This window comes from Thioalkalivibrio sp. AKL10 (genome assembly GCF_000381845.1).
Lineage (GTDB): Bacteria > Pseudomonadota > Gammaproteobacteria > Ectothiorhodospirales > Ectothiorhodospiraceae > Thioalkalivibrio > Thioalkalivibrio versutus.
On sequence record NZ_KB907142.1, the window covers coordinates 1 to 23,131 of the forward strand.

Here is a 23,131-nt window from a genome sequence, read left to right on the forward strand (position 1 = left end):
CCGAGGGCCCTGGAGCAAGGTTCCCGGGCGGAATCCGGGTGCCCTTCTTTGGGTACTTTCTTGGGCAAGCAAGAAAGTACCTCGGGGCGCGCTGGCGAGTCAGCGCCTGGCAGGCGGCTCGACGAAAGCACCGTAAACACCCGATGCCGAACCAGGGCCAGCCACAACAAGCCTGGCGGTCGGACGAAGGCACCGTAAACACCGGATGACGAACCAGGCCTAGCCTTCGCCAAACGGAGCCCCAACCGGCTAGAGGTCGCGCAGCCCCAGCACATCCTGCATGTCGAACAGCCCATTTCCGGCGCCGGCCAGCCAGACCGCCGCACGCACTGCACCGGAGGCAAACACCGTGCGACTGGAGGCCTTGTGGGTGATCTCCACACGCTCGCCATCACCCGCAAACAGGGTCGTGTGCTCGCCGACGATGTCGCCGCCGCGCACCGTGGCAAAACCGATGGTGCGCCGGTCACGGGCTCCGGTCTGGCCCTCGCGCCCGTAGACGGCGTCCTGCTCCAGATCGCGGCCCAGGGTCTCCGCGACCACACGCCCGAGCTTCAGCGCGGTACCGGAGGGCGCGTCCACCTTGTGCCGGTGATGGGCCTCCAGGATCTCCACATCCACGCTGTCGCCCAGCGCCCGCGCGGCCAGCTCCACCAGCTTGAAGGTCAGATTGACCCCGACACTCATGTTCGGCGCATAGACGATCGGCAGATCCCCTGCCGCCGCCTGCAGGCGCTGCTCCTGCTCCGCATCCAGCCCGGTGGTGCCGATCACCAGTGCCTTTCCGGCGTTCGCACACAGCTCCAGGTGCTGCATGGTCGCCTGCGGCGAGGTGAAATCGATCAGCACATCGAAATCGTCGGTAACCGTCGCCAGATCCTCGACCAGGCGCACCCGGCCCTCCGCGCCCACCGCCTGACCGATGGTCTCGCTGCCGGGGCGCTCACTGGCCGCCCCCAGCTGGGCATCGGGGTGTTCGTCCACCGCCTGCACCAGGTTCTGGCCCATGCGCCCGCCGGCGCCCGCAATCGCAATTCGAATCATCTTTGTTCCATCCAGTGCTATCGGTCCATCGGGTTACGCGCACCCTACGAAGCTTTGCGCGGGCACGCCAGTTACAGGGTTCGCACCGGGGTGCGGAAACGCCATTCGCCATACACCGAGGCGATCACCCCGGCCGCTGCCAGGAATGCCGCGAACACATACACCGAGGCTGGGCTGATGCCATCCCACAGATAGCCGGCCACCAGGGATCCCGAGGCACCGCCCAACCCGAAGGCCAGCGACGAATACAGGGCCTGCCCGCGCCCCTGCAACCGCCCGGGGAAGAAATAGTGGATCAGCGAGATCGCCGCCGCGTGGTACACCCCGTAACTGGCCGCATGCAGGATCTGGATGAACAGCAGCATCGGCAGAGAATCCGGCACCGCCGCCAGCAGCCCCCAGCGCAGCGTGGTCAACACCAGCGCCGCCGACACCAGCAACCAGGCCCCAAAACGCAGGATCAACCGCGGCATCAACAGGAACAGCACCACCTCGGCGGCCACCCCCAGCGCCCACAGCTGCCCGGCCACCGAGCGCGAGTAGCCGGCCTGTTCCAGGTACAGGGTAAAGAAGGCGTAGTACGGCCCGTGGCTCGCCTGCATGAAGAAGCAGGCCACAAACAGCGCGATCACCTCGGGGCGGCGCAACACGGTTAGCAGGGGCGGGGCGTTATTGTCCTCGTCGAGGTTGCGCGCCGGCTCGCGCACGAACTGCGACGCCGCCACCACCGCGATCAGCACCGCCAGCACGATCCACGGCAGCCAGGCCACGGCGATCCGGTCGAAGGCCCAGCCCAGCACCGCCACCGCGACGATGAAACCGACCGAGCCCCACAGCCGGACCAGCGCGTAGCGATGCGCGTCCCGCCCCAGCGACCGCATGGTGGCCGCCTCGAACTGCGGCAGGATCGCGTTCCAGAAGAAACTGTAGGCGGCCATCACCACGGCCAGCCACCAATACCCGGTGTACAGCAACACTCCGGTGAAGGCGACCGCCCCGCCCAGCGCGCCCCAGCGGGCGATCGGCATGTGCGCGCCGGCGCGATCCGCCAGCCAGCCCCAGACGTTGGGCGCAATGATCTTGGTCGCCAGCACGATCGCCATCAGCTCGCCGATCTGGGCGCCGCTGAACCCCTCCTCGGAGAGGTACGGCCCCCAGAACGGCATGAAGGCGCCGAGGCTGGCGAAATAGAAGAAGTAGACCGCGGACAGGCGCGCGTTCTGCGTCACTGCCATGAGGGGACCGCTACACGATCAGGACGACACGGCCGAAGGCCGCGTCATTCGCCGGGATGGTCGCGCAGCTCCAGCCCCGAGTCCGGGACATCGGCGTTCTGCGCACGGTGACGCAGGGCGTGGTCCATCAGCACCAGCGCCATCATCGCCTCGGCGATCGGGGTCGCGCGGATGCCCACGCAGGGGTCGTGCCGCCCCTTGGTGACCACCTCCACCGGCTCGCCGGCGGTGTTGATGCTGCGCCCGGGCAGACGGATGCTGGACGTCGGCTTCATGGCAATGCTGGCCTGCACCGCCTGACCGGTGCTGATCCCGCCCAGCACGCCGCCGGCGTGGTTGGACAGAAAGCCCTCGGGGGTGATCTCGTCGCGGTGCTCGGTGCCGCGCTGGGTCACGGATTCGAAACCTGCGCCGATCTCCACGCCCTTCACCGCGTTGATGCTCATCAGCGCGTGCGCCAGGTCGGCGTCCAGGCGGTCGAACACCGGCTCGCCCCAGCCAGCCGGCACCCCGGTCGCCTCGACCGTCACCCGTGCCCCGATGGAATCGCCCGACTTGCGCAGGGCGTCCATGTACTCCTCCAGTTCCGCGACCTTGTCCGGATCCGGGGAGAAGAACGGGTTGTCGTTCGCGATCTCCGGCTGCTTCGGCTCCAGCTCGATCGGTCCTAGCTGCGACAACCAACCGCGGATGGTGATCCCGTAGCGCTGCTCGAGATAGCGCCGCGCGATGCCGCCGGCCGCCACCCGCAGTGCGGTCTCGCGCGCAGAACTGCGCCCGCCGCCGCGGTAATCACGCACGCCGTATTTCTGGTGATAGGTGTAGTCCGCATGCCCCGGGCGGAAGCGGTCCTGGATGTCGCCGTAATCCTTGGAGCGCTGATCGACGTTCTCGATCAGCAGCCCGATCGGCGTACCCGTGGTACGCCCCTCGAACACCCCCGACAGAATACGGACCTGATCCGGCTCGCGACGCTGGGTGGTGTGGCGCGACTGGCCCGGCCGGCGGCGATCCAGGTCAAACTGCAGATCCGCCTCGCAAAGCTCCAGACCGGGCGGACAACCGTCCACCACCGCGCCCAGGGCCGGCCCGTGACTTTCACCAAAGGTACTGACGACGAACAGTCGCCCAAAGCTGTTTCCCGACATGCGCGTAGTGTATCCGCGGCCGCGCCGGCTGTCGCCTGTTCCCCCACCCCGCGGCCGGTCGGCGACGGGCGGAATGGCACGCTCGGCAACCACGTCCCCTATCTGCCATGATCGACGTGCAGCACCCATAACCAGAAAGGAGGAACCCATGACGAATTCCCTGACCCGCCTGGTGACCGGCACCGCCGCGGCCCTGTGCCTCGGCCTCGCCAGCAGCGCCCAGGCCGATGTCTATACCCAGCGCTTCATGACCCTTGAACTGGCCAACGACATCGCCATGGGCGCCGTCGAGGCCTGCCGCGAGATGGGCCACCAGACCGCGGTGGTCGTGGTTGATCGCGCCGGCAACGACCAGGTGGTCCTGCGTGACCGCATGGCCGGCGTGCAGACCATCCAGATTGCCGGCGACAAGGCCCGGGCCGTGACCATGTCCGGCACCACCTCCGCCAACTTCCGCGACAACCGCGAAGACATCCGCATGGAGATGAACCACGTGGATGGCATCATCATGCTGGCCGGCGGCCTGCCAATCGAAGCGGCCGGCAGCATGCTCGGAGCGGTCGGCGTGTCCGGTGCGCCCGGCGGCGATCTCGACGAGGAATGCGCCCAGGCCGGGATCGACCGGGTCCAGGAACGCCTCGACTTCGCCATGTAAGCATTGCGGGTGCCAGGGAACGGCGCCCGCCCCCAGGAAAACACCATGACCGACACCCCCCGCCCCGCCCCGAAACGCATCTCGCCGGTGGAGACCTACGAGCGTCTGCAGGCACGCCCGCGCGACCTGCTGATCGACGTCCGCTCGACCATGGAGTATCTGTTCGTCGGCCATCCGACCGGCTCCATCCACATCCCGTGGATCGACGAACCCGACTGGACCGTGAACCCACAGTTCGTGCCGCAGGTGCGCAAGCTGCTGCTGGGCGGCGTCAGCGATCACAGCGAAGAAGCACCGGCCCTGTACCTGATCTGCCGCAGCGGCAAGCGCACGCTGGACGCCGGGCAGGCCCTGGTGGACGCCGGCATCGAGCATGTCTTCTCGGTGGACGAGGGCTTCGAAGGACCACTGGACGAGAACCACCAGCGCTCCACCCGCAGCGGCTGGCGCTACCACGGCCTGCCCTGGGAGCAGTGCTGAGGCCCGCGACGGATCCCCTACAGCCACGGGGGTTGCGCGCACCCCAGGGGGTTTGGTTCATAATGAACTCGGACGCGTCACTGCGGCGTTCGATTGTGGCCCGGTGGTACCCTTGAGCCTTAATTTTTCACCACGGGACCGAGTACTTCCGTTTCGCTGTGCATGTCCGTCTTCGAGCGGAAAGCCTAAAGATCCGGAGACTTCTCCCACCTGAGCCCTAGGTTCAAGGTCAAGGGCCACGCCGGCGCCTGCGGGGCGCGTCCACTTCTTTATTGATCCCGATTTCCTTTATGCCTGCGGAAACCGACTCCGTTCAAGATTCGCTATCGCCCGACGATCTGCGTGCCCTGCGTCTGCGCCTGCGCCGCGCGCGGGCGGCTTTGTCGGATGCCCAGCTCGACCACCACTCTGCCGCCATTTGCGGACACCTGCTGCGCTGGTTCGAGCGCTGGAAGCCGCATTGTGTCGGCGCCTATCGCGGCCTGCGCGGCGAGGTCGACCTGACCCCACTGACCGTCGCCCTGGCCCGGCGCGGCACCCGCATCGCCCTGCCGGTGATGGACGACAAACGCCCCGGGCGCATGCATTTCCACACCTGGGCCCCGGATGAGCCGCTGTGCAACAACGGCTTCGGCATCGCCGAGCCCTGCCCGGACGCCCCGCGCATCTGGCGCCGCGAGATGCAGGTGGTGCTGATGCCGCTGGTGGCATTCGACACTGCCGGCAACCGCATGGGCATGGGCGCGGGCTACTACGATCGCTACTTCGCCCGGCGCCGCTTCGGCATCCGCCGGCCGAAACTGATCGGCGTGGCCCACTCGCTGCAGGGCGTCCCGGCGCTGCCCACACAGCCCTGGGACGTCCCGCTGGATGGCGTTGTCACAGAACAGGGCTGGCATGCGCTTCCAGACCGCGCGCGGCACAATACGCTCGACTGAAACCCCTGAAGGAGCCCGCATGGCCTACTGGCTGATGAAGTCCGAACCCGACGAGTTCAGCATCGACGACCTGGAACGCGTCGGCGTGGAGCCGTGGGACGGCATCCGCAACTACCAGGTGCGCAACATGATGCGCGACGAGATGAAGAAAGGCGATCTGGCCTTCTTCTACCACTCCAACGCCAAGCCACCGGGCATCGTCGGCATCCTGCGCATCGAGAAAGAGGCCTACCCGGACACCTGCGCCTTCGACCCCGAAGATCCGCACTACGACCCAAAGAGCGACCCGGACAACCCGCGCTGGCTGCGCGTGGACGTCGCCTTCGAGGAAAAATTCGGCGACATCATCACCCTGGACTGGCTGAAGCAGCAGCCGCAGCTCGAGGACTGCCCGCTGGTGCGCCGCGGCAACCGGTTGTCGGTAATGCCCATCACCCAGGACCAGTGGGACTTCATCCTGAGCCACGCCCAGCGCGGGAAGTAAACGCGTGGCCACGCTCTACCACTTCCCGCACGATGCGAAGGCCGACCGCCTGCGCCTGGCCTGCGGCTACAAGGGTGTCGCGCTGGAGACCCGCGCGCTGGACTGGTTCGACGACGAGACCTTCTTCGAACTGGGCGTGGCCCGCCAGTCCCCGATCCTGCAAACCGACGACGGTACGCTGCACACCGACACGGTCACCGCATTGCGCGATATCGACCACCTGTTCCCGACCGGCGAGCCACTCTCCGACGGCGTCATCGCCGAGGACGCCTGGCAGGCCCTGGTGGACTGGCGCGCCAAGGTGGAGATCGTGCTGGACCGACTCTACGCCCCGCTGGCGCCGGGCTTTCACGGCATCGGCGAGAGCGCCGAGGCCCTGGCCGATTTCAAGGCGCATGTGCAGCACCGCTTCGGCCTGTCGCTGGAGGAACTCGCCAACGACCGCTACGACGGCTACAACCAGCTCGCCAAGCTGAGTCACCTGCCGGAACTGGCCAAGCACCTGGCCGCCAACCGCTTCTACCTCGGGCAGCCGTCGATCGCCGACTGCGTGATCGCCGCCGACCTCTACCCGCTACAGATGCACGACGGCATCAACCTGCCCGTCGACATGCTCTACTACCTCCGCCGCGTCGAGGAGACCTTCCACACCCCTCTCAACACCCACTGGCTCGCCCGCTGACCTGTTGGCGACAACCCTTCAACGGGCCATGCGCCGCGTCCCTCATCCACAGCACTCAGACTCGTCGTCATCGCGAGGAGCGCAGCGACGTGGCGATCTCGCAGGGACCCCGGCCCAAGCGCAGGCCAGAGTCATTTCACCCAAACCGGTAGTGCTTGCGGATGTCGCGGTGGATCTCCCAGGTGCAGTCCATGCCCTCGGGGAAGGTGACCAGGTCGCCCTCGCCGACCGTGACCGGCTCGCCGCCGTCCGGGGTCACCGTGACCTGACCTTCCAGGATGTAGCAGACCTCGCGCTCGTCGTAGTGCCAGGGGAAGGTCGAGACCTCCTTCTCCCAGACCGGCCAGTCGAACACCCCCAGGCGTTCCAGGTGGTCGTGGTCGGGACGGTGAATCACTTCGATGGACATGACAGCCTCCTCACTATCGAGAAGACGCGAGCCTAAACCGAACCCGCCCGAGGGCCAACCGGTCATGACCCCGGTCAGCCCCCCGGATGCAAGCCTGTCCGCTCCGTGCGGCCAAAGCGCCGAAGCAGCAGGAGCACGAACGCCCCCACGCCGAGGGCGGCCGGCAGGAATTCCAGCCACTGGCCAAGGCCCCAGGCCATGTAGCCGGTGACCAACGCCCACAGCAGCGGGATGATCGCCAGCACCAGGGGCGGACGCGACGGCACCAGCAACAGCAGTCCCAGGGTCAGCAGCATCACCGGTCCCGGGGCCACGCCGACATATTGCAGCTGCGTCCAGGGCGTCCCGGTCAATGCGAGATCCAGCAAGGGATAGCCCACCAGCGCGTAGACGATCATCAAGACCGCGCTGCTACCCGGGAGCCCGCCGGGCCAGCCAAAGCGGGCCTGGCCCATCAGGGTCAGGGCGAACACCAGCATCAGGCCTTGGGCCACGAACACTCCGGCCAGCCACTCGGAGGCGAAGTGGAACGGCGCCAGCGAACCACCGAAGAAGGCAACCCCAGTCCAGATCCAAAGCACGCCCAGCAACAGGCCAATGACACGACCGGCCGCATGCGAACCCGGAACCACCATCCCCACAGCCACCAGGGCAAGCAGTGCGCCGATCCCGTGCAGGGGCCAGATCGCGGTGTTGTACTGGCCCAGGATCGCCAGCCAGGTCGAGGCCTCAAACGGCAGCATGTCGGCTCCCCGGTCGCAAGGATTCGGAGGCCAACCCTACAGGTCCTGCACATACGCGACCATGCGGCTGCGCATTCCGGCGTCCGGCATGGGGCCGTACAGCGCGCCCATATTCTCCTCCATGTGGGCCACCACCGAGGTCGCGGGGATCGCACAGGTCACGTCCGGGTGCGAGACGATGAACTTGAGCAGGAACTGCGGCCAGTTCTCGCATTCGATCTCCGCCGCCCGTTCCGGCAGCGGATGCCCCGCGAACTGGTTGATCAGCGCCTTGCGCCGAAACGGGCGGTTCGCGATCACCGCCACCCCGCGTTCCCGCGCCAACGGCAACAGGCGCTGTTCCGCTTCGCGATCCAGGATGTTGTAGGTCAGCTGCACGAAGTCCAGGTCCTCGCGCCGCAGGATGCGCTCCAGCTCGTCGTGGCGGCGGCCGTGCGAGGTGGTCACACCGATATAGCGAACCTCCCCCGCCTCACGCCGCTCGCGCAGGGTTTCCAGGTGCGCCTCCCAGTTCTGCAGGTTGTGCACCTGCTGCAGGTCCAGGGTGTCGACACCCCACAGATCCCGCGACTCCGCATGCTGGTCGCGGCCGGTCGAGGTGCTGCGCGTCCAGATCTTGGTCGCCGAGAACACACCCTCCGGATGGCCCAGTTCGCGCAGGCCGTGACCGACCACCGCCTCCGCGCGCCCGTACATCGGCGAGGAGTCGATCAACCCGCCGCCACGGCGGACAAAGGTATCCAGGATCCGGGTACGCACCGCCAGCGCTTCGGGATCCTCCGGCACATTGAAGGTAATCCACGTCCCCATCCCGATCACCGGGATCTTCTCCCCGGAAGACGGGATCGGCTTTCGACGCGGTTCACGCCCATCGGAAGCGATCCCGATGACCGGCCACCCCGCTCCGGCTGCCATGGCAGAGCCGGACACCCAGCGCAGGAAGGATCGGCGCGAACGCCACAAGGTGGGTTGATTCATGGCCCGGATCACCGAAGAAGACTCAATCCGTGGGCCATTGGGCTGCGCCACAAGTTCCCGGTGCGAGCATCCACCGGACCCTCAACAACGCGGGGCATCAACCCGAGCAATTATGGAATCAGGAAGGTTCGAAAACCGGAGTATCACCGTATGCAGCGCGGTGACAGCCGGCTCACAAGCATCCTCCAGAAGAAACGGGCGGGGATGCAGGGCCCCGCCCGTGCCGATGGAGGTTCGATCAGAAGCTCATCGAGCGGTCGAAGTCGGCGACGGCCTGGACGTACTGGCCCATGCCGGCCATCTCGGCGTTCGGCAGGAAGTTGTGTTCGCCGACGTCGCGGCCCTTGGCGCAGGCCTCGCAGGCCCAGAACGGGACGCCTTCACTGACCAGTGAATCGACGATGTCCTTCATTGCCGGCATGTTGTGGCCGACGATCTTGTCGTAGACATTGCGGTTGGCGATGTTCACGGCCTCGCCCTGCAGCCAGACGGTCACGTCATGGCCCTGCTGCTTGGCCACGTTGGCGGCGATCATACCGAGCGTCGCACGGGTGGGGTCGTCGGTACCGGCGGTGACAGCAACAATAAAACGCATGGGATTCTCCTGAGTGCTTGAAACGTGCTGCAACCGTAGCGGCAGGCACGCCCGGCGTCGATTTCCCACAAGCTGCGGAGAAACACTCGGATCAGGGCCTGCCCCTAACCGTAACGCTGGTCCGGTAGAGCTTGAAGGCCATCAACAGCCACGGGATGGCGTGCATGACCAGGTCGAGGATGTCCCACAACCGGGTCAGCTCGCCGGCGAGCAGCCAGCGCAGCTTCTCCGCGACATGCGGCTCGGGGATCCAGGGGGCCAGGCCCAGCGTGGCCACCAGCAGGGCAAACAGCCACAGCGGTGCGCGATCTACCCAGCGTACGAAGGCTTTCATCGCGCGCATCCTACCCAAGGCCCGCGCACGGCGCAGCCCGTTCTTGCCGGTAACGGGGCCGCCTTCTACACTTTTGCCTGCTTCAGGGGGGCGCGACGCGGCAGGCCCGGGAACCGCCTGGCCTCACCACCGCGGTCCGCAGTAGCCGCCCGGTCCGGAAGACCATCATGGAAGCCCTGCTCGTCTCCACCGTCATCGTCGCCATCGCCGAGATGGGCGACAAGACCCAACTCCTCGCGCTGCTCCTGATCTGCCGCTACCAGCAGACCTGGCCCATCATCTGGGGCATCGTGGTGGCGACCCTGGCCAATCACTTCCTCGCCGCGCTGGCCGGCGTCTGGATCGGCGCCAGCGTGCCGGACGAGTGGCTGCGCTGGGGGCTGGGGCTCGGGTTCATCGTCATGGCCGCCTGGGTGCTGGTGCCGGATAGCGAGGACGAGCTGCCCGCCCCCTCGAAACACGGCGTGTTCTGGACCACCACGGTGCTGTTCTTCCTGGTCGAGATGGGCGACAAGACGCAGGTGGCTACCGCCGCGCTGGCCGCGACCTTCGACAACCTGATCCTGGTCGTGATCGGCTCGACCATCGGTATGGTCCTGGCCAATGCCCCGGTCGTATGGCTGGGCCAGCGTTTCGCCTGTCACCTGCCGCTGCGGCTGCTACGCGCGCTCGCGGCGCTGCTGTTCTTCGCCCTGGGCCTCGGGGTACTGCTGGCCTGGGTCTGAGTCCGAGTGCAGCATCTTCTGTCCCAGCCAGATGCGCCGCACCAGGCGCGGCAGCAACAGCAGCAATGCCAGCACCGCGAGCAGCGCCAGACCCAGTTGCACCCCGCTGTCGGCACCACTGGCCACCTCGCGGGTGGCATGCCCCAGCCAGGCATAGGCGAACAGGCCCGGGATCAGCGCCACCACCGTCGTCAGTGCAAACACGGGCAGCGGCAGGCGCACCAGTCCCAGGGCATAGTTGGTGGGTGCAAACGGAAACACCGGTACCAGCCGGGTCAGGGCCACCACGCGCCAGCCCTCGGCCTCCACATCCTCGCGCAGCCGGGTACTGCGCGGCCCCATGCGCGGAACCAGCCAGGGCTGCAGCCAGGTACGGGCCAGCATGAAGGCGATGACCGCCGCCACGGTGGCCGCCAGCAGACTAAGGGCGCCACCGGTGAAGGGACCGAACAAGGCCCCGCCCAGCAGGATCCAGAAGGTGCTCGGCAGCGGGAACAGGGCCAGCACGACAAACGCCAGCACGAATACCAGGTAGGCCCCAGGGCCCCAGCTGAGCAGCCAGACCTCCAGCTCGCCCAGCGGAACGCCGAGACTGGGCCACTCGGTGGTCAACAGGATCCACGCCAGCGAGACCCCGAACAGGATCGCCGCGACCGTCAGCCAGCTCTTGTGATGTCGAATCCTCATGTCACCCCGTCAGCCCCCGTCCCCGGGGTCTTCACCGCCGCCGCGCAGACGCTGCAGACGCTCCGCCAGCGCGCGCTCGGTACCATCCCGGCGCGGACTATAGAAGCGCGCTTCTTCCAGCCCTTCGGGCAGATAGACCTGTCCGCGCGCAAACCCGTCCGGTTCGTCGTGGTCGTAGCGATACCCGGCACCGAAGCCCTCGGCACGCATCAGCTCGGTCGGGGCATTGCGCAGGTGCAGGGGCACGCCCGCGCTGCCGCTGTCGCGGATCGCGGCCCGCGCGCCGTTCAGCGCGGCATAGGCGCTGTTGCTCTTGGGTGCGGAGGCCAGTTCGATCACTGCCTGTACCAGCGCCAGATCGCCTTCCGGCCGGCCCAGACGTTCCATGGTCTGCCAGGCCGCCAGCACCCGCGCACCGAGGCCAACCGCGGCCAGGCCAATGTCCTCGTAGGCCATGCGCAGCAGGCGACGACCGAGGTAGTCCGGGTCACAGCCCGCATCCAGCATGCGGGTGAGCCAGTACACCGCGGCGTTCGGATCGGACCCACGCACTGACTTGTGCAGGGCGGAGATCTGGTCGTAGAAGGCATCGCCCTGACGGTCAAAGGCCAGTGACTGCGCCCCCATTACCGCGCGCAGCGCGTCGCCGGTGATGGCGCCATCGCGCGCCAGGTCCGAGGCGGTCTCCAGCCAGTTCAGGGCACGCCGGGCATCGCCATCGGCGGCGCGCGCAAGACGCTGACGCTCCTCCGGGTCCAGCGTCAGGCCGCGCCCGCCCAGACCGCGCTCGGGGTCATTGAGGGCCCGGTCGATCAGGGCCTCGATGGCCTCCGCCCCGACCGCCTCCATGCGGTAGACCCGCGCGCGCGACAGCAGCGCGCTGTTGAGTGCGAACGAAGGATTCTCGGTGGTCGCGCCGACGAAGGTCAGCGTACCGTCTTCAATGTGCGGCAGCAGTGCGTCCTGCTGGCCCTTGTTGAAGCGGTGGATCTCGTCGATGAACAGCAGCGTCCCGACACCATTGCGGCGGCGGGTCTTCGCGGCTTCGACGACCGCACGGACGTCCTTGACCCCGGCCAGCACGGCGGACAGCGTGACCAGGCGCTGGGCTCCGGCCGCCGCAACCAGCCGCGCGAGCGTCGTCTTGCCGCAGCCGGGCGGGCCCCAGAGGATCATCGACGGGGTCTGGCCCTGCTCGATCGCCTGGCGCAGCGCGGCATCGGCGCCGACCAGGTGGTCCTGGCCGACCATCTCGTCGAGCCGCGCCGGACGCATGCGCTCGGCCAGCGGCGCCGACGGATCCGGGGCGACCGGGGTCGGTTCGGGTTCGGGCGAGGCCACGTCCGGATCGGGGCCGAACAGATCGCCTTCGGGAGATTCACTCATGGAGGGATTGTAACGCCTCGGGCGAAAAAGCCTTGTTCACCACGAAGTGCACGAAGGTACGAAGAAGGACTATTGAACCACGGAGGGCACGGAGACAACCCAAGGGGGTATCACAGCCCATGTGCAGGATGCGTTGAGCAAAGCGAAAGGCATCAACATCGATCACCCGGAATATCGCCGCCTTCCGACCGATGCGTTTCGCTGCGCTCTACGCATCCTACGCACCTGAAAGCTTATTGATTTTCTCCGTGTCCTCTGTGCGCTATGTGGCAGATAACCCGCGAGCGGACCTCGCTCAAGGCCGATAGATGTCGGTCCCGGCCGGCGGGTCGAAGGTGAACACGCCCGGGTCGAGTTCGCCATTGCGTTCGGTTTCGTGGAAGAGGATCACGGTCTCCTGGCCGAAGATGTCGCGGAAGGCCATGCGGGTCAGGTCGCCATCCGCGGTCAGGTCCAGGTCCAGACTGGTGAAGTCGGCCTGTTCGTTGCGCGGCACCAGCACCAGGCGCAAGGCATCGCCGCCCGGCACCGGGCGCAGTGACATGCGGAAGTGCTCGTCCAGACGCTCCGGCTGGGTGATCGCGGCGATCGGCGTGGCGTCGAAGGCATCCCCCAGCGGACGCACCGTGGCCTGCGACAGGTCCGGGTCGTACATCCACAGGTCCTCGCCATCGGAGACGATGGTCTGCGGGAACGGCTCGGTCACCTCCCAGTGCAGGCGATTGGGCAGCCCCAGCTGCATGCGGCCATCGGACTCCTGCAGCACGTAGCCGGTGTCGTCGCGCACGGTCTGGGTAAATTCGGCGGAGAAGCTTTCCAGGCCATCGACAAAGCGATCCAGCGCCGCGCGGGCATCCTCCATACCGCGGTCGGCGGCCAGGGCCGGAACGGCGGTCAAGGCCAGTACCAGGCCAAGGGACAGGGCCCGCCAGAGGGCGCCCGGACACGTAAGGGGACGAGCGTTCATGCAGTCTCCAGGATGGATGAGTATGCGATTCATGATGCGCCGCGAGGCTTAACCCGGCGTGAATGTGCTGCACAGGGATGACGAACCGCGTCACGCGATCAGGGACATGGACACCAACCAGGCCCTCGGGTTCGGGGCGCTCAGTCGTTCGGGCCGGGAACCAGGACCTCGCGATTGCCGTTCGACTGTACCTGGCTGACCAGGCCGGCGGCCTCCATGTCTTCGACCATGCGCGCGGCGCGGTTGTAGCCGATCTTCAGCCGGCGCTGGACGAACGAGATCGAGGCCTTGCGTGACTCGATGACCACCTGCACGGCCTGATCGTAAAGCGGGTCCGATTCGTTGCCGTTCCCCTCGGGCGACTCCAGCCCCGGGATGCTGGCCGCACCGGCCTCGGGCTCGTCGAGGATTGCGTCGTTGTAGTCCGGCTCGCCGGTGGACTTGAGGTACTCGACCACCTGATGCACTTCGTTGTCGCTGACGAACGCACCGTGCACGCGCTCGGGCATCGCCTTGCCCGGCGGCAGATAGAGCATGTCGCCGTGACCCAGCAGGTGCTCGGCACCCATCTGATCGAGGATGGTGCGCGAGTCCACGCGCGAGGAGACCTGGAAGGCGATGCGGGTGGGGATGTTCGCCTTGATCAACCCGGTAATCACGTCCACCGACGGACGCTGGGTGGCCAGGATCAGGTGGATGCCGGCGGCGCGGGCCTTCTGCGCCAGGCGGGCGATCAGCTCCTCGACCTTCTTGCCCACGACCATGATCATGTCGGCGAATTCGTCGACCACAACCACAACGAACGGCAACGGCTCCAGTTCCGGCGCCTCGGTCTCGGTGATCGCCTCCTCCGGCTTGAACAACGGATCCTTCAGCGGCTCGCCGCCGGCCTGGGCATCGCGCACCTTCTTGTTGAAGCCGCCGATGTTGCGCACGCCCATCGCCGACATCAGCTTGTAGCGCCGCTCCATCTCCGCCACCGCCCAGCGCAGGGCGTTGGAGGCATCCTTCATGTCGGTGACGACCGAACACAGCAGATGCGGGATGCCCTCGTAGACCGACAGCTCCAGCATCTTCGGATCGATCAGGATCAGGCGGACGTCTTCCGGCGTGGACTTGTACAGCAGCGACAGCAGCATCGCGTTGACGCCCACCGATTTCCCGGAACCGGTCGTCCCGGCGACCAGCAGATGCGGCATCTTCGCCAGATCCGCGATCACCGGGCCGCCGCCGATGTCCTTGCCCAGCGCCATGGTCAGCGGCGACTTGTTCGAGTCGAACAGATCCGAACGCAGGATCTCCGAGAGGGCCACGATCTCGCGGTTCTCGTTGGGGATCTCCAGCCCCACCGTGGACTTGCCCGGGATCACCTCGACGATGCGTACGGCCATGACCGACAGCGAACGTGCGAGATCGGTGGACAGCCCGGAGATACGCGAGGCCTTCACCCCGGCCGCCGGCTGCAATTCGAAGCGGGTGATCACCGGCCCCGGCTGCACCGCGACCACCTCGACCTCCACCCCGAAGTCCTTCAGCTTCAGTTCCACCAGGCGGGAGAGCGCCTGCAAAGACTCCTCGGAGAATCCGTCGGGCGGCGGCGGCGGCTCGTCCAGCAGGGCCAGCGGCGGGTGTGGATCGGCGCCCGTCCCCTCGGTGAACAGCGGGACCTGTTTCTCTTTCTGCACCCGCGGGCTGGGCGGGGGCGTCTCGATACGTGGCTCCACCCGCGAGGGCATGCGCTTCTCGGTGCGCTTGCGCTCCTTCTCCACCCGGGTCTCGCGTTCGGCCCGTTCGCGGGCGCCGATACGGCGGTCACGGGCCGAGTCGATCGCCACGCGGGCACGCTCCCAGCCACGCACGGCCAGCTGTCCGAGACGATCCATCAGCAGAAACCAGGACAGCCCGGTAAACAGGGTCACCCCGGCCAGGAACAGCGCCAGCAGGACCAGTGTCCCGCCCACCAGGCTCAGCCCGGCGACCGCCCAGCCGCCGAACAGGTCGCCGAGGATGCCGCCGGCATGCACCGGCATCCCGCCCGGCATCAGGTGCAGCGCGGCCAGGGCCGAGCCGGCGATCAGCGCCACGATCAACGCCAGCCCGCGCACGGTGAGCTCCATGGGGCTGGCGATCTGCGCCTCGCGGCGGTGCCGGAACAGCCACCAGCCAATGCCGCCCACGGCCAGCGGAATCAGGTAGGCCAGATAGCCGAGCAGATGGAAAGCGATATCGGCGAACCAGGCGCCCGTGGTGCCGCCCAGATTGCGCAGACCCTCGCCGTCGCCGGTGGTCGACCAGGCGGCATCGCCCGGGTGATAGCTCGCCAGCGCCACCAGCAGATACAGCGCCAGCATGCCGAAGATCAGCAGTGCACCCTCGCGCAGACCACGCAGGAGTTGCCCACTCAGGCTCGGCGGTGCGGCCGGCTCTGCCGTTTTGCTGCCCTTGCCCCCGGATTTGGCCTTGCTTGCGGCCATGCGCTCCCCACTGGTCCGGCCCGCGGCGCGGGCAACTTTTCAAGGAAGCGCTGAATAAAGCCATCCTGGCTTTCTCAGCGCACGCTGCACTGCAAACGCGGTTTGCAGCTTGCTTCACAATCAACCCCCTGCGGTGGTCGATTGCGGCGGCACCTCCTTGTGCCGCCGGGAAACGCCGATGAATCGGCGTTTCCCGGGATCATCGCGCAGTTTACCGGTTAAAACGTTCTTCGGGGGGCCAGACCTGCCCAGCCTGAGAACCGAGTCCGGTCCGATCGCTTTCCGGCAGGCTGCCTCGGCTCGGCGAGCCCTGCCATTGCTGGAGCGGCCTTGCCCGCGAAGCCCCCGCCCGTGTCGGCAAAGGCCCATCCCTCAGTCCCATCGATAACCCCACACCGCAAACACCGGGTCCGCATGCTCCAGCCGTCCGGCATAGGGATCATCCGCCGGCCGCGGCAGGCCGCGCAGGGAAAAGGTCGCGAGATCCGTGAAACCGGCGCGCAGGAACAGGTCCAGCACCAGCCCCACGCGCTCGAAGTCGTACAGGCGTTCCCAGACCGCGATCGCCTTGGTCGGGAAGCAGCGGTCGGAGAAGGTCACCACGAACACCCCGCCCGGCCTCAGCACCTCGCGTACTGCCTGGAACACCGCCTCCGGCTGCGTCAGATACTCGACCGACGCGGTACAGGCCACGGCGTCGAAGCTCCCCGCCGCATACGGCAGTTCCGGGCGGAGGTTCAGGTCGTGCACCAGGGACGACGTCAGACGGGGATTGTCCGCCAGCTCCTGCGCGTTCATGCCCAGCCCGATCACCGCTTCCGGCGTCTCCACCCGGTCCAGGTGCGACTCCCAGCTGCTCATCAGGTCGAGCACCCGCGCACCGGCCGGGATGCAAGCGCCATACAGCGCGGCGATCTCGGCGCGCGCAGTGGCATCCAGGTGGTGTACCCGGCGCGGTTCGGCATAAAACGCCGCATCGGGGTCCGGATCCTCGCGTGCCAGCGCGCCGTCGGTCCAGAAGTCGGTCGGCCGTCCGCGCCAGCGCGCCTGCATGCCCGGCCCGCGGGCCGTCAGCAGCCGGGCCACATCCACCGAGTGGTCGTCATCACGCCCGTGGGCGTGGCGGGCCATGACCCGCGCCTGCAACCGCAGCTCATGGTCCGCCAGTGGATGGTTCAGATCCGCCACCAGGCGGTCCTCCTCCAGCGCCCCGACCCGGAACAGCTCGCGATCGCCGGCCTCGACGCCCGCATGGCCGGCAATGAACGCCCTCGGATAAAAACGACCCGCACGGGGCTCCACCCGGCGATGCCTGCGCAGGCCGCGATTGAACGCCGACCCCGGGAGCTCCCGCACCCGATCCATCTCGGACGGCGGGACCAGGACCGCGGCTGACGCCCGCGAGGCCTCGTGTACCGCCCCCACTCCCAGCGCGTGCAGGGCTGTGCCCAGATCACCCGGCCAGTGGTCCCGTTCCGGCAACAGCCTCGGCAGAAACAGAGATTCGCGGTGACGGGCCTCGGCACTCGCCCAGTCCAGCATGAACCCGATATCCGCTGCGTCGCCCGGATTCGACCGGGATGGCGCCTCGATCCAGTTGGCAAACGGGTCCCGCATGGGCTTATCTCCTGACGCGGCAACGCGGACTGCCACGGTGACAGCGTACCGGTTATGGTACGACCAAGCCCCCACCGGAAGCTCGCATGCCCCGCTCCCTGATCGCGCCCTCCGCACTGCTCGCCACGGCCCTTTGGTTGCTCACCGCCTTGCTGGCAATCCCCGCCGCCCAGGCCCAGGAGACGGGGGCCAGCGCCGCAGACCTCGATTCCAGCGTGCGCGTGGGCACCCGCTTTGTGTCGCCGTTCGTGATCGCCCCGGACGCGGCCGACGCGACCCCGACCGGTATCGCGATCGAGCTTTGGGAACGGGTAGCGGAACGCCTGGAACTGGACTACGGGTACCAGGAGGTCAGCCTCGAGGAATTGATCACAGGCCTGGGGGACGACCGCATCGATGTCTCGGTCGCGGCCCTCACCGCGACCGCCGAGCGCGCCGAGCGCGTCGACTTCACCCATCCGTACTACAGCACCGGGCTGTCCATTGCCGTGCCCCAGCAGGGCAACCCGGTCGCCGGCGCCCTGCGGGCATTCATCTCGGTGCCATTCCTGATGATCATACTGGCGCTCGCCGGCCTGCTCCTGCTGGTCGGCGCACTGCTATGGCTGTTCGAGCGTCACCGCAACGCCGACGAGTTCGGCGGCAGCTCCGCACAGGGGCTGGGCTCGGCCTTCTGGTGGGCCGCCGTCACCATGACCACGGTCGGCTACGGCGACAAGGCCCCGCGCACCCTGCCCGGCCGCGCGATCGCGCTGGTCTGGATGTTCGCGGCCCTGATCCTGGTTTCCACCTTCACCGCCGCAATCGCCACCACCTTGACCGTCAGCTCACTGGATACCGGCATCCAGAATGTCTCCGACCTGGAGGGCCAGCGCATCGCCACCATCGGCGGCTCCAGTGCCGCCGCCTGGCTGGACGACCAGGGCTTCGCCTACCGCGACCACGCGGACCTGAGGTCCGCCCTCGACGCGGTCGCCAACGGGCACGCCGACGCGATGGTCTATGACGCCCCGCTGCTTCGTTACCAGGTGCGCGAACACTTCGCCGGTCAACTGGAGGTGCTACCCGTCGAGTTCCTGCGCCAGGACTATGCCCTGGCCCTGCCCCAGGGCTCGCCGCTGCGCGCCCCGATGAACGTGGCTATCCTCGAGATTCTGGAATCCGACGAGTGGCAGCGGGTGCTGCGCCGCTACCTCGGTAATTGACGCGAACCGCAGCAGGGAGAGACGCCTCATGGCGGAGACCTTTCTGGTGGCCATCATCGACCAGGACCGCGAAGAACAGGCCCTGGCCATCGCCAACGAAGAAGGCGGCGCGGACGGCACGGTGTTGCACGGCTCGGGCCTCGGCTTCCCCGAGCACATGACCTTCCTCGGTGTGACCTACCAGGGCAACGAATCGGTCTGTGTATGGCAACTGGAGACCGAGCAGGCCGAACGCATCGCCCGCCGTCTGAACCTGGAGATGGACTTGTTTCAGCCCTACAACGGACTTGCCTTTACCCTGGATACCGCCGCGCTGCAGGGCATGGAATTCGTCGGCCACCTGACGCATACGCCCTGACACGTTCCGAACGCCGGAGACTTCGCCATGCAATTCGTTCTGCTCGTCGCCGTAGTCCCTCGCAGTCAGGCCGATCGCGCCATCGAGATTGTTCAGCGTGTCGGAGCCGCCGGACTGACCCTGCTGGACGGTCAGGGCATCGCCCAGCTGCGGCGCAACCCGGTGATGGACCTGAAAGACTCGTCCGGCCGCAAGGTGTTACTGATGGTCCTGGAGGCCGGACTGGCCCGACGCATGCTGGAGCAACTGGACACGGAACTGGACTTGAGCCAGTTGGGCAACGGCTTTGCCGTCACTCTGCCCATCAAGGACATCGCCGGGATCAAGCCGGAGCAGATCGAACACCTGCTCCGCACGCTCCCGGACGGCCACGCGTAGCCTTCAGCGCCAGGGCGGCTCCACGCCCTCGACGCGGTATTCGCGGCGCAGGGCGCGCATCAGGCTGAAGCAGCAGAAGACCAGGATGATCGCGACCGGCAGCCCGGCGGTCAGCGAGCCGGTCTGCAGGCTGTCCAGCGCGCGTTCGCCGCCGACGATCAGCAGCGTGGCGGCCACCGCCCCCTCGGTGATGCCCCAGATCACGCGCTGGCGCTTCGGCGAGTGCTTCGACCCGCGCGAGATCAGCGCATCCACCACGTAGGTGCCCGAAGCCGAGGAGGTGATGAAGTAGGTCGCGATCAGCAGCGTGGCGATCCCGGAGGCGAAGGTCGTCCACGGCAGCTGGGCCAGGGTCGCGTAGAGGGCCACGGTGGTGTCCTCGGCGACCGCAGCGGCGATGCCCGCGCCCTCGTCGAATAGCTCCATGTGCAGCGCGGTGCCGCCGAAGATCGCCATCCAGGCGAACACGAACAGTGTGGGCAGCGCGAGCACGCCGACGATGAACTCGCGGATGGTGCGCCCGCGCGAGATGCGCGCGATGAAGATGCCCACGAACGGCGACCAGGCGATCCACCAGGCCCAGTAGAACATGGTCCAGTCCTTCTGCCACTCGGAGCCGCCGATCGCGTCGGTATGCAGGCTCAGCTCGATCAGCTGCTGGAAGTAGCCGCCGGTGGAGTCGAGCAGGAAGCGCAGGATGAACAGCGTCGGGCCGGCGAACAGCACGAACAGCATGAAGCTGATCGCCAGCACCAGGTTGAACACACTGACCCACTTGAGCCCGCGATCCAGTCCGGAGAGCACCGACAAGACGGCCACCGCCGTGATCGCGGTGATGATGCCGACCTGGTACCAGTGCGAGACCGGCATGTCGACGAGCACGTTGAGCCCGGTGTTGAGCTGCATCGCCCCGAAACCCAGCGAGGTGGCCAGCCCGAACAGTGTGCCGAACACCGCGAGGATGTCGATCACGTGCCCGATCGGGCCGTAGATGCGATCCCCCAGCAGCGGGTAGAAGATCGAGCGGATGGTCAGCGGCAGGCGGTGGCGAAAGCTGAAATACGCCACCGACAGCCCCAGTACCACGTACACCGCCCAGGCATGCAGCCCCCAGTGGAAGAAGGTGTAGACCATCGCCTGGCGCGCGGCCTCAGCGGTCTCGCCATCACCGATCGGCGGGTTCTGATAGTGCAGGACCGGCTCGGCCACGCTCCAGAACACCAGGCCAATGCCCATGCCGGCCGAGAACAGCATCGCGAACCAGGCGGCAAACCCGAATTCCGGCCGGTCGTCCGGCTGCCCCAGCCGGATCGCGCCGTAGCGGCTGAACCCCAGCCAGACCAGGAACCCGAGGAAGAACGTGACCACCAGCAGGTAGCCCCAGCCGAGGTATTCGGTAATGAATCCGTGGATGCCATCGAACACCATGCTGGCGGTAGACGGAAAGGCCACCCCGAAGGCAACGAACACCACCACCATGATCGCGGAGGCGGTAAACACGGTGGGGTTGACCGTGGAGAAGAAGGCTTCCGGGCGGTACTGGCTCATGATGAGCGGCCTGGCTTCAGTCCGGGGATGGGCATCAGTTCGACGCGTCGGGGTCCGGGGTGCCCGCACAAAGCCCGCCGGTCAGATCGGCCTTGGCCAGCACATGCCCCTCGGCCGCGACGTCGAACTGCGTACGCGTCGCACCCGGCGCCAGATCCAGCGCCTCATCCAGGGCGAGCAGGCGGAAACGATAGTGGTGGCAGCCCTCCGGCGGGATCGGGCCCAGATACCCGGCCTTGCCGAAGGCATCCAGGCCCACGCGCCCCTGACTCGGCAGATGCAGCGAGTCCACCCGATGCGTGTCTGGCGGCAGGTTCCAGACCAGCCAGTGCGTCACCTCGCCCAGCGGCGAATCCAGGTCCTCAAGGATCAGCGCGAGGCTCTGTGCGCCATCCGGAACCTCATGAATCTCCAGTGGTGGCAGCTCGTTGGCATCGCGGGCCGACACCTCGATCGGCATCACTTCGCCGTCACGGAAGGCAGGACTGATCAGCCGCATCCCCTCGTCTCCTGTATCCACAGATCCTCAGCCTCCCCCGCCGCCGCCAGCGGGTCAACCGCCGCGAGACCGGATCGCAACCGGAATTGATCCCGGTCAACGAACCACCCCCGCACGGTTGCACACAGAGCCCGCTCCGTGCGTACACTTCGAGACATGGCACAGCTCACATTCAAGGGCGCGACCGGCGAGGTCACCGGATCGCGCTATCTCCTCGAGACCGACGACGCCCGCATCCTGCTGGAATGCGGCCTGCATCAGGGCGGCAATGACGCCGACGAGGCCAACCGCGAATCGCTCGCGGAACTCGCCGGGCAACTCGACGCCGTCGTCCTGTCCCACGGCCACCTGGATCACTCGGGGCTCCTGCCCAAGCTGGTTCGCGACGGCTACCGCGGCCCGATCTACTGCACACCGGGGACCGAGGAGCTGCTCGAGATCATGCTCGAGGACGCCGCCTTCGTGATGAGCAAGGACATCGAGTGGGAGAACAAGTGGCGCCGGCGCGCGGACAAGCCCCTGGTCGAGCCGGTCTACGACATCGACGACGTCGCGACCACTCTGGGACTCTGCAAGGCCGTGCCCTACGGTGACACGCAAACCATTGCCGGCGACATCCGGCTGACCTTCCGGGATGCCGGGCACATCCTCGGCTCCGCGATCGTCGACCTGATCGTGCCGTCCGGCGGGCGCGACCGGCACCTGGTCTTCTCCGGCGACCTCGGCAACCCCGACGCCGTGCTGATGCACGAACCCGCGCGGATGGAACACGCAGATCACGTGCTGCTGGAAAGCACCTACGGCGATCGCGATCACCGGCCGATGGACGAGACCATCGAGGAGTTCGCGCAGATCCTCGCGGAGGCCGACGCCAGCGGTGGCAACGTGATGATCCCGGCCTTCGCGGTCGGGCGCACCCAGGAGATCCTCTACCACCTGGGCATGCTGCACCACGCCGGGCGCCTGCCGCAGCAGAAGGTATTCCTCGACAGCCCGATGGCGATCAAGGTGACCGAACTCTACGCGCGGCTGCACAAGTCGCTGAAGAGCGAGGACATGGAGCGCCTGCACAAGGCCGCGAACGGCGACCCGGGTGGCTACCTGCCCGGGCTGCAGGTCTGTCGCACGGTCGAGGAATCCATGGCGATCAACCGCATCACCGGCGGCGCGATCATCATCGCCGGGGCCGGCATGTGCAACGGCGGGCGCATCCGCCACCACATGAAGTACAACCTGTGGCGGCGCGATGCGCACCTGGTCATCGTCGGCTTCCAGGCCTCGGGGACGCTGGGACGGCGGCTGGTCGATGGCGCCGAGCGGGTCAAGCTGCTGAGCGACGAGGTCGCGGTCAACGCGAAGGTCCACACCCTGGGCGGCTTCTCCGCCCACGCCGGGCGTACTCAGCTACTGGAGTGGGCGCGCGGCTTCCGCGATCAGCCGGTGTTCCACCTGGTTCACGGCGAGCCGGAGGCACGCGAGGCGCTGGCCGCCGGCCTGCGCGACGAGCTGGGCGCCGAGGCCCATGTGCCGGCCTTTGGCGAGACCATCACGCTGTAATCCGC

Annotated in this window: 25 protein-coding genes and 1 other RNA gene; 11 read left to right on the top strand and 15 right to left on the bottom strand. The window is 67.3% G+C overall.

Annotation, left to right across the window (positions count from 1 at the left end):
- Positions 1-249: 249 nt before the first annotated feature.
- The 3 genes from dapB to aroC all read right to left on the bottom strand — a co-directional run bounded on the left by dapB (position 250) and on the right by aroC (position 3,427).
- Positions 250-1,044 (bottom strand): 4-hydroxy-tetrahydrodipicolinate reductase, encoded by a 795-nt coding sequence (dapB, locus tag G333_RS0100005; RefSeq protein ID WP_018146247.1) that lies wholly within the window; start codon positions 1,042-1,044, stop codon positions 250-252.
- 71 nt (positions 1,045-1,115) lie between these two features.
- Positions 1,116-2,279: an MFS transporter gene (locus G333_RS0100010; protein ID WP_018176465.1), complete on the bottom strand. Its 1,164-nt coding sequence runs from the start codon at positions 2,277-2,279 to the stop codon at positions 1,116-1,118.
- 44 nt (positions 2,280-2,323) lie between these two features.
- Positions 2,324-3,427, bottom strand: a complete 1,104-nt coding sequence (gene aroC, locus G333_RS0100015) for a chorismate synthase (RefSeq protein ID WP_018951295.1) — start codon at positions 3,425-3,427, stop codon at positions 2,324-2,326.
- Positions 3,428-3,575: 148 nt separating this feature from the next.
- On the opposite strand from aroC, the gene G333_RS0100020 reads away from it, so the two are divergent.
- The 6 genes from G333_RS0100020 to G333_RS0100040 all read left to right on the top strand — a co-directional run bounded on the left by G333_RS0100020 (position 3,576) and on the right by G333_RS0100040 (position 6,666).
- Entirely contained in the window at positions 3,576-4,082 is a 507-nt protein-coding gene (locus G333_RS0100020) for a heme-binding protein (protein WP_018167912.1), read from the top strand.
- Positions 4,083-4,127: 45 nt separating this feature from the next.
- Complete coding sequence (locus tag G333_RS0100025) at positions 4,128-4,562, top strand: rhodanese-like domain-containing protein (protein ID WP_018937960.1); 435 nt, start codon at positions 4,128-4,130, stop codon at positions 4,560-4,562.
- 74 nt (positions 4,563-4,636) lie between these two features.
- A non-coding RNA gene (gene ssrS / locus G333_RS14450) (6S RNA) lies at positions 4,637-4,822 on the top strand.
- 30 nt (positions 4,823-4,852) lie between these two features.
- On the top strand, positions 4,853-5,500 hold the full coding sequence (locus tag G333_RS0100030; RefSeq protein ID WP_019627343.1) for a 5-formyltetrahydrofolate cyclo-ligase: 648 nt from the start codon (positions 4,853-4,855) through the stop codon (positions 5,498-5,500).
- A gap of 19 nt (positions 5,501-5,519) precedes the next feature.
- Entirely contained in the window at positions 5,520-5,984 is a 465-nt protein-coding gene (locus tag G333_RS0100035; RefSeq protein ID WP_018176468.1) for an EVE domain-containing protein, read from the top strand.
- Positions 5,985-5,988: 4 nt separating this feature from the next.
- On the top strand, positions 5,989-6,666 hold the full coding sequence (locus G333_RS0100040) for a glutathione S-transferase family protein (protein WP_019627344.1): 678 nt from the start codon (positions 5,989-5,991) through the stop codon (positions 6,664-6,666).
- A gap of 136 nt (positions 6,667-6,802) precedes the next feature.
- Here G333_RS0100040 and G333_RS0100045 read toward each other — a convergent pair whose 3' ends face one another.
- The 5 genes from G333_RS0100045 to G333_RS0100065 all read right to left on the bottom strand — a co-directional run bounded on the left by G333_RS0100045 (position 6,803) and on the right by G333_RS0100065 (position 9,725).
- Positions 6,803-7,075 (bottom strand): cupin domain-containing protein, encoded by a 273-nt coding sequence (locus G333_RS0100045; protein ID WP_019562662.1) that lies wholly within the window; start codon positions 7,073-7,075, stop codon positions 6,803-6,805.
- Positions 7,076-7,149: 74 nt separating this feature from the next.
- Entirely contained in the window at positions 7,150-7,818 is a 669-nt protein-coding gene (locus G333_RS0100050) for a DUF6064 family protein (RefSeq protein ID WP_019627345.1), read from the bottom strand.
- Positions 7,819-7,854: 36 nt separating this feature from the next.
- Positions 7,855-8,796 carry an aldo/keto reductase gene (locus G333_RS0100055; RefSeq protein ID WP_019627346.1) on the bottom strand — a complete coding sequence of 314 codons (942 nt, stop codon included), beginning with the start codon at positions 8,794-8,796 and terminating at the stop codon, positions 7,855-7,857.
- Between the two features lie 238 nt (positions 8,797-9,034).
- Positions 9,035-9,391 (bottom strand): DsrE family protein, encoded by a 357-nt coding sequence (locus G333_RS0100060; protein WP_018167932.1) that lies wholly within the window; start codon positions 9,389-9,391, stop codon positions 9,035-9,037.
- 91 nt (positions 9,392-9,482) lie between these two features.
- Positions 9,483-9,725 carry a hypothetical protein gene (locus tag G333_RS0100065; RefSeq protein WP_019572015.1) on the bottom strand — a complete coding sequence of 81 codons (243 nt, stop codon included), beginning with the start codon at positions 9,723-9,725 and terminating at the stop codon, positions 9,483-9,485.
- 167 nt (positions 9,726-9,892) lie between these two features.
- Between G333_RS0100065 and G333_RS0100070 the strand changes: the two genes are divergently transcribed.
- Entirely contained in the window at positions 9,893-10,450 is a 558-nt protein-coding gene (locus G333_RS0100070) for a TMEM165/GDT1 family protein (protein ID WP_018937968.1), read from the top strand.
- On the opposite strand, the gene G333_RS0100075 is transcribed toward G333_RS0100070, so the two are convergent.
- From G333_RS0100075 to G333_RS0100095, 5 genes are all read right to left on the bottom strand, one after another.
- Entirely contained in the window at positions 10,385-11,137 is a 753-nt protein-coding gene (locus tag G333_RS0100075) for a TVP38/TMEM64 family protein (protein WP_018650407.1), read from the bottom strand. The two genes, G333_RS0100070 and G333_RS0100075, sit on opposite strands and share 66 nt — an antisense overlap.
- Positions 11,138-11,146: 9 nt before the next feature.
- A complete protein-coding gene (locus G333_RS0100080) occupies positions 11,147-12,523 on the bottom strand; it encodes a replication-associated recombination protein A (protein WP_019627347.1) in 1,377 nt (458 codons plus the stop codon).
- Positions 12,524-12,818: 295 nt separating this feature from the next.
- The gene (gene lolA, locus G333_RS0100085) at positions 12,819-13,490 is read right to left on the bottom strand and encodes an outer membrane lipoprotein chaperone LolA (protein WP_018167937.1); all 672 of its coding nucleotides are present in this window, start codon (positions 13,488-13,490) and stop codon (positions 12,819-12,821) included.
- A 140-nt stretch (positions 13,491-13,630) separates the two neighbouring features.
- Entirely contained in the window at positions 13,631-15,964 is a 2,334-nt protein-coding gene (locus G333_RS0100090) for a DNA translocase FtsK (protein ID WP_018176484.1), read from the bottom strand.
- 372 nt (positions 15,965-16,336) lie between these two features.
- Positions 16,337-17,581: a methyltransferase domain-containing protein gene (locus G333_RS0100095; RefSeq protein WP_019627348.1), complete on the bottom strand. Its 1,245-nt coding sequence runs from the start codon at positions 17,579-17,581 to the stop codon at positions 16,337-16,339.
- Between the two features lie 86 nt (positions 17,582-17,667).
- Between G333_RS0100095 and G333_RS0100100 the strand changes: the two genes are divergently transcribed.
- The 3 genes from G333_RS0100100 to G333_RS0100110 are packed head-to-tail and all read left to right on the top strand — an operon-like array spanning position 17,668 to position 19,522.
- Positions 17,668-18,786 carry a transporter substrate-binding domain-containing protein gene (locus tag G333_RS0100100; protein WP_019627349.1) on the top strand — a complete coding sequence of 373 codons (1,119 nt, stop codon included), beginning with the start codon at positions 17,668-17,670 and terminating at the stop codon, positions 18,784-18,786.
- Between the two features lie 28 nt (positions 18,787-18,814).
- Entirely contained in the window at positions 18,815-19,144 is a 330-nt protein-coding gene (locus G333_RS0100105; RefSeq protein WP_018650411.1) for a hypothetical protein, read from the top strand.
- A 27-nt stretch (positions 19,145-19,171) separates the two neighbouring features.
- Positions 19,172-19,522, top strand: a complete 351-nt coding sequence (locus tag G333_RS0100110) for a hypothetical protein (RefSeq protein WP_018937974.1) — start codon at positions 19,172-19,174, stop codon at positions 19,520-19,522.
- A gap of 3 nt (positions 19,523-19,525) precedes the next feature.
- On the opposite strand, the gene G333_RS0100115 is transcribed toward G333_RS0100110, so the two are convergent.
- Together G333_RS0100115 and G333_RS0100120 are read right to left on the bottom strand one after the other, a co-directional pair.
- Positions 19,526-21,070, bottom strand: a complete 1,545-nt coding sequence (locus G333_RS0100115; RefSeq protein WP_019568844.1) for a BCCT family transporter — start codon at positions 21,068-21,070, stop codon at positions 19,526-19,528.
- 34 nt (positions 21,071-21,104) lie between these two features.
- Positions 21,105-21,569, bottom strand: a complete 465-nt coding sequence (locus G333_RS0100120; protein ID WP_019627350.1) for a YbhB/YbcL family Raf kinase inhibitor-like protein — start codon at positions 21,567-21,569, stop codon at positions 21,105-21,107.
- Positions 21,570-21,725: 156 nt separating this feature from the next.
- On the opposite strand from G333_RS0100120, the gene G333_RS0100125 reads away from it, so the two are divergent.
- Positions 21,726-23,126: an MBL fold metallo-hydrolase RNA specificity domain-containing protein gene (locus G333_RS0100125; RefSeq protein WP_019627351.1), complete on the top strand. Its 1,401-nt coding sequence runs from the start codon at positions 21,726-21,728 to the stop codon at positions 23,124-23,126.
- Positions 23,127-23,131 lie beyond the last annotated feature (5 nt).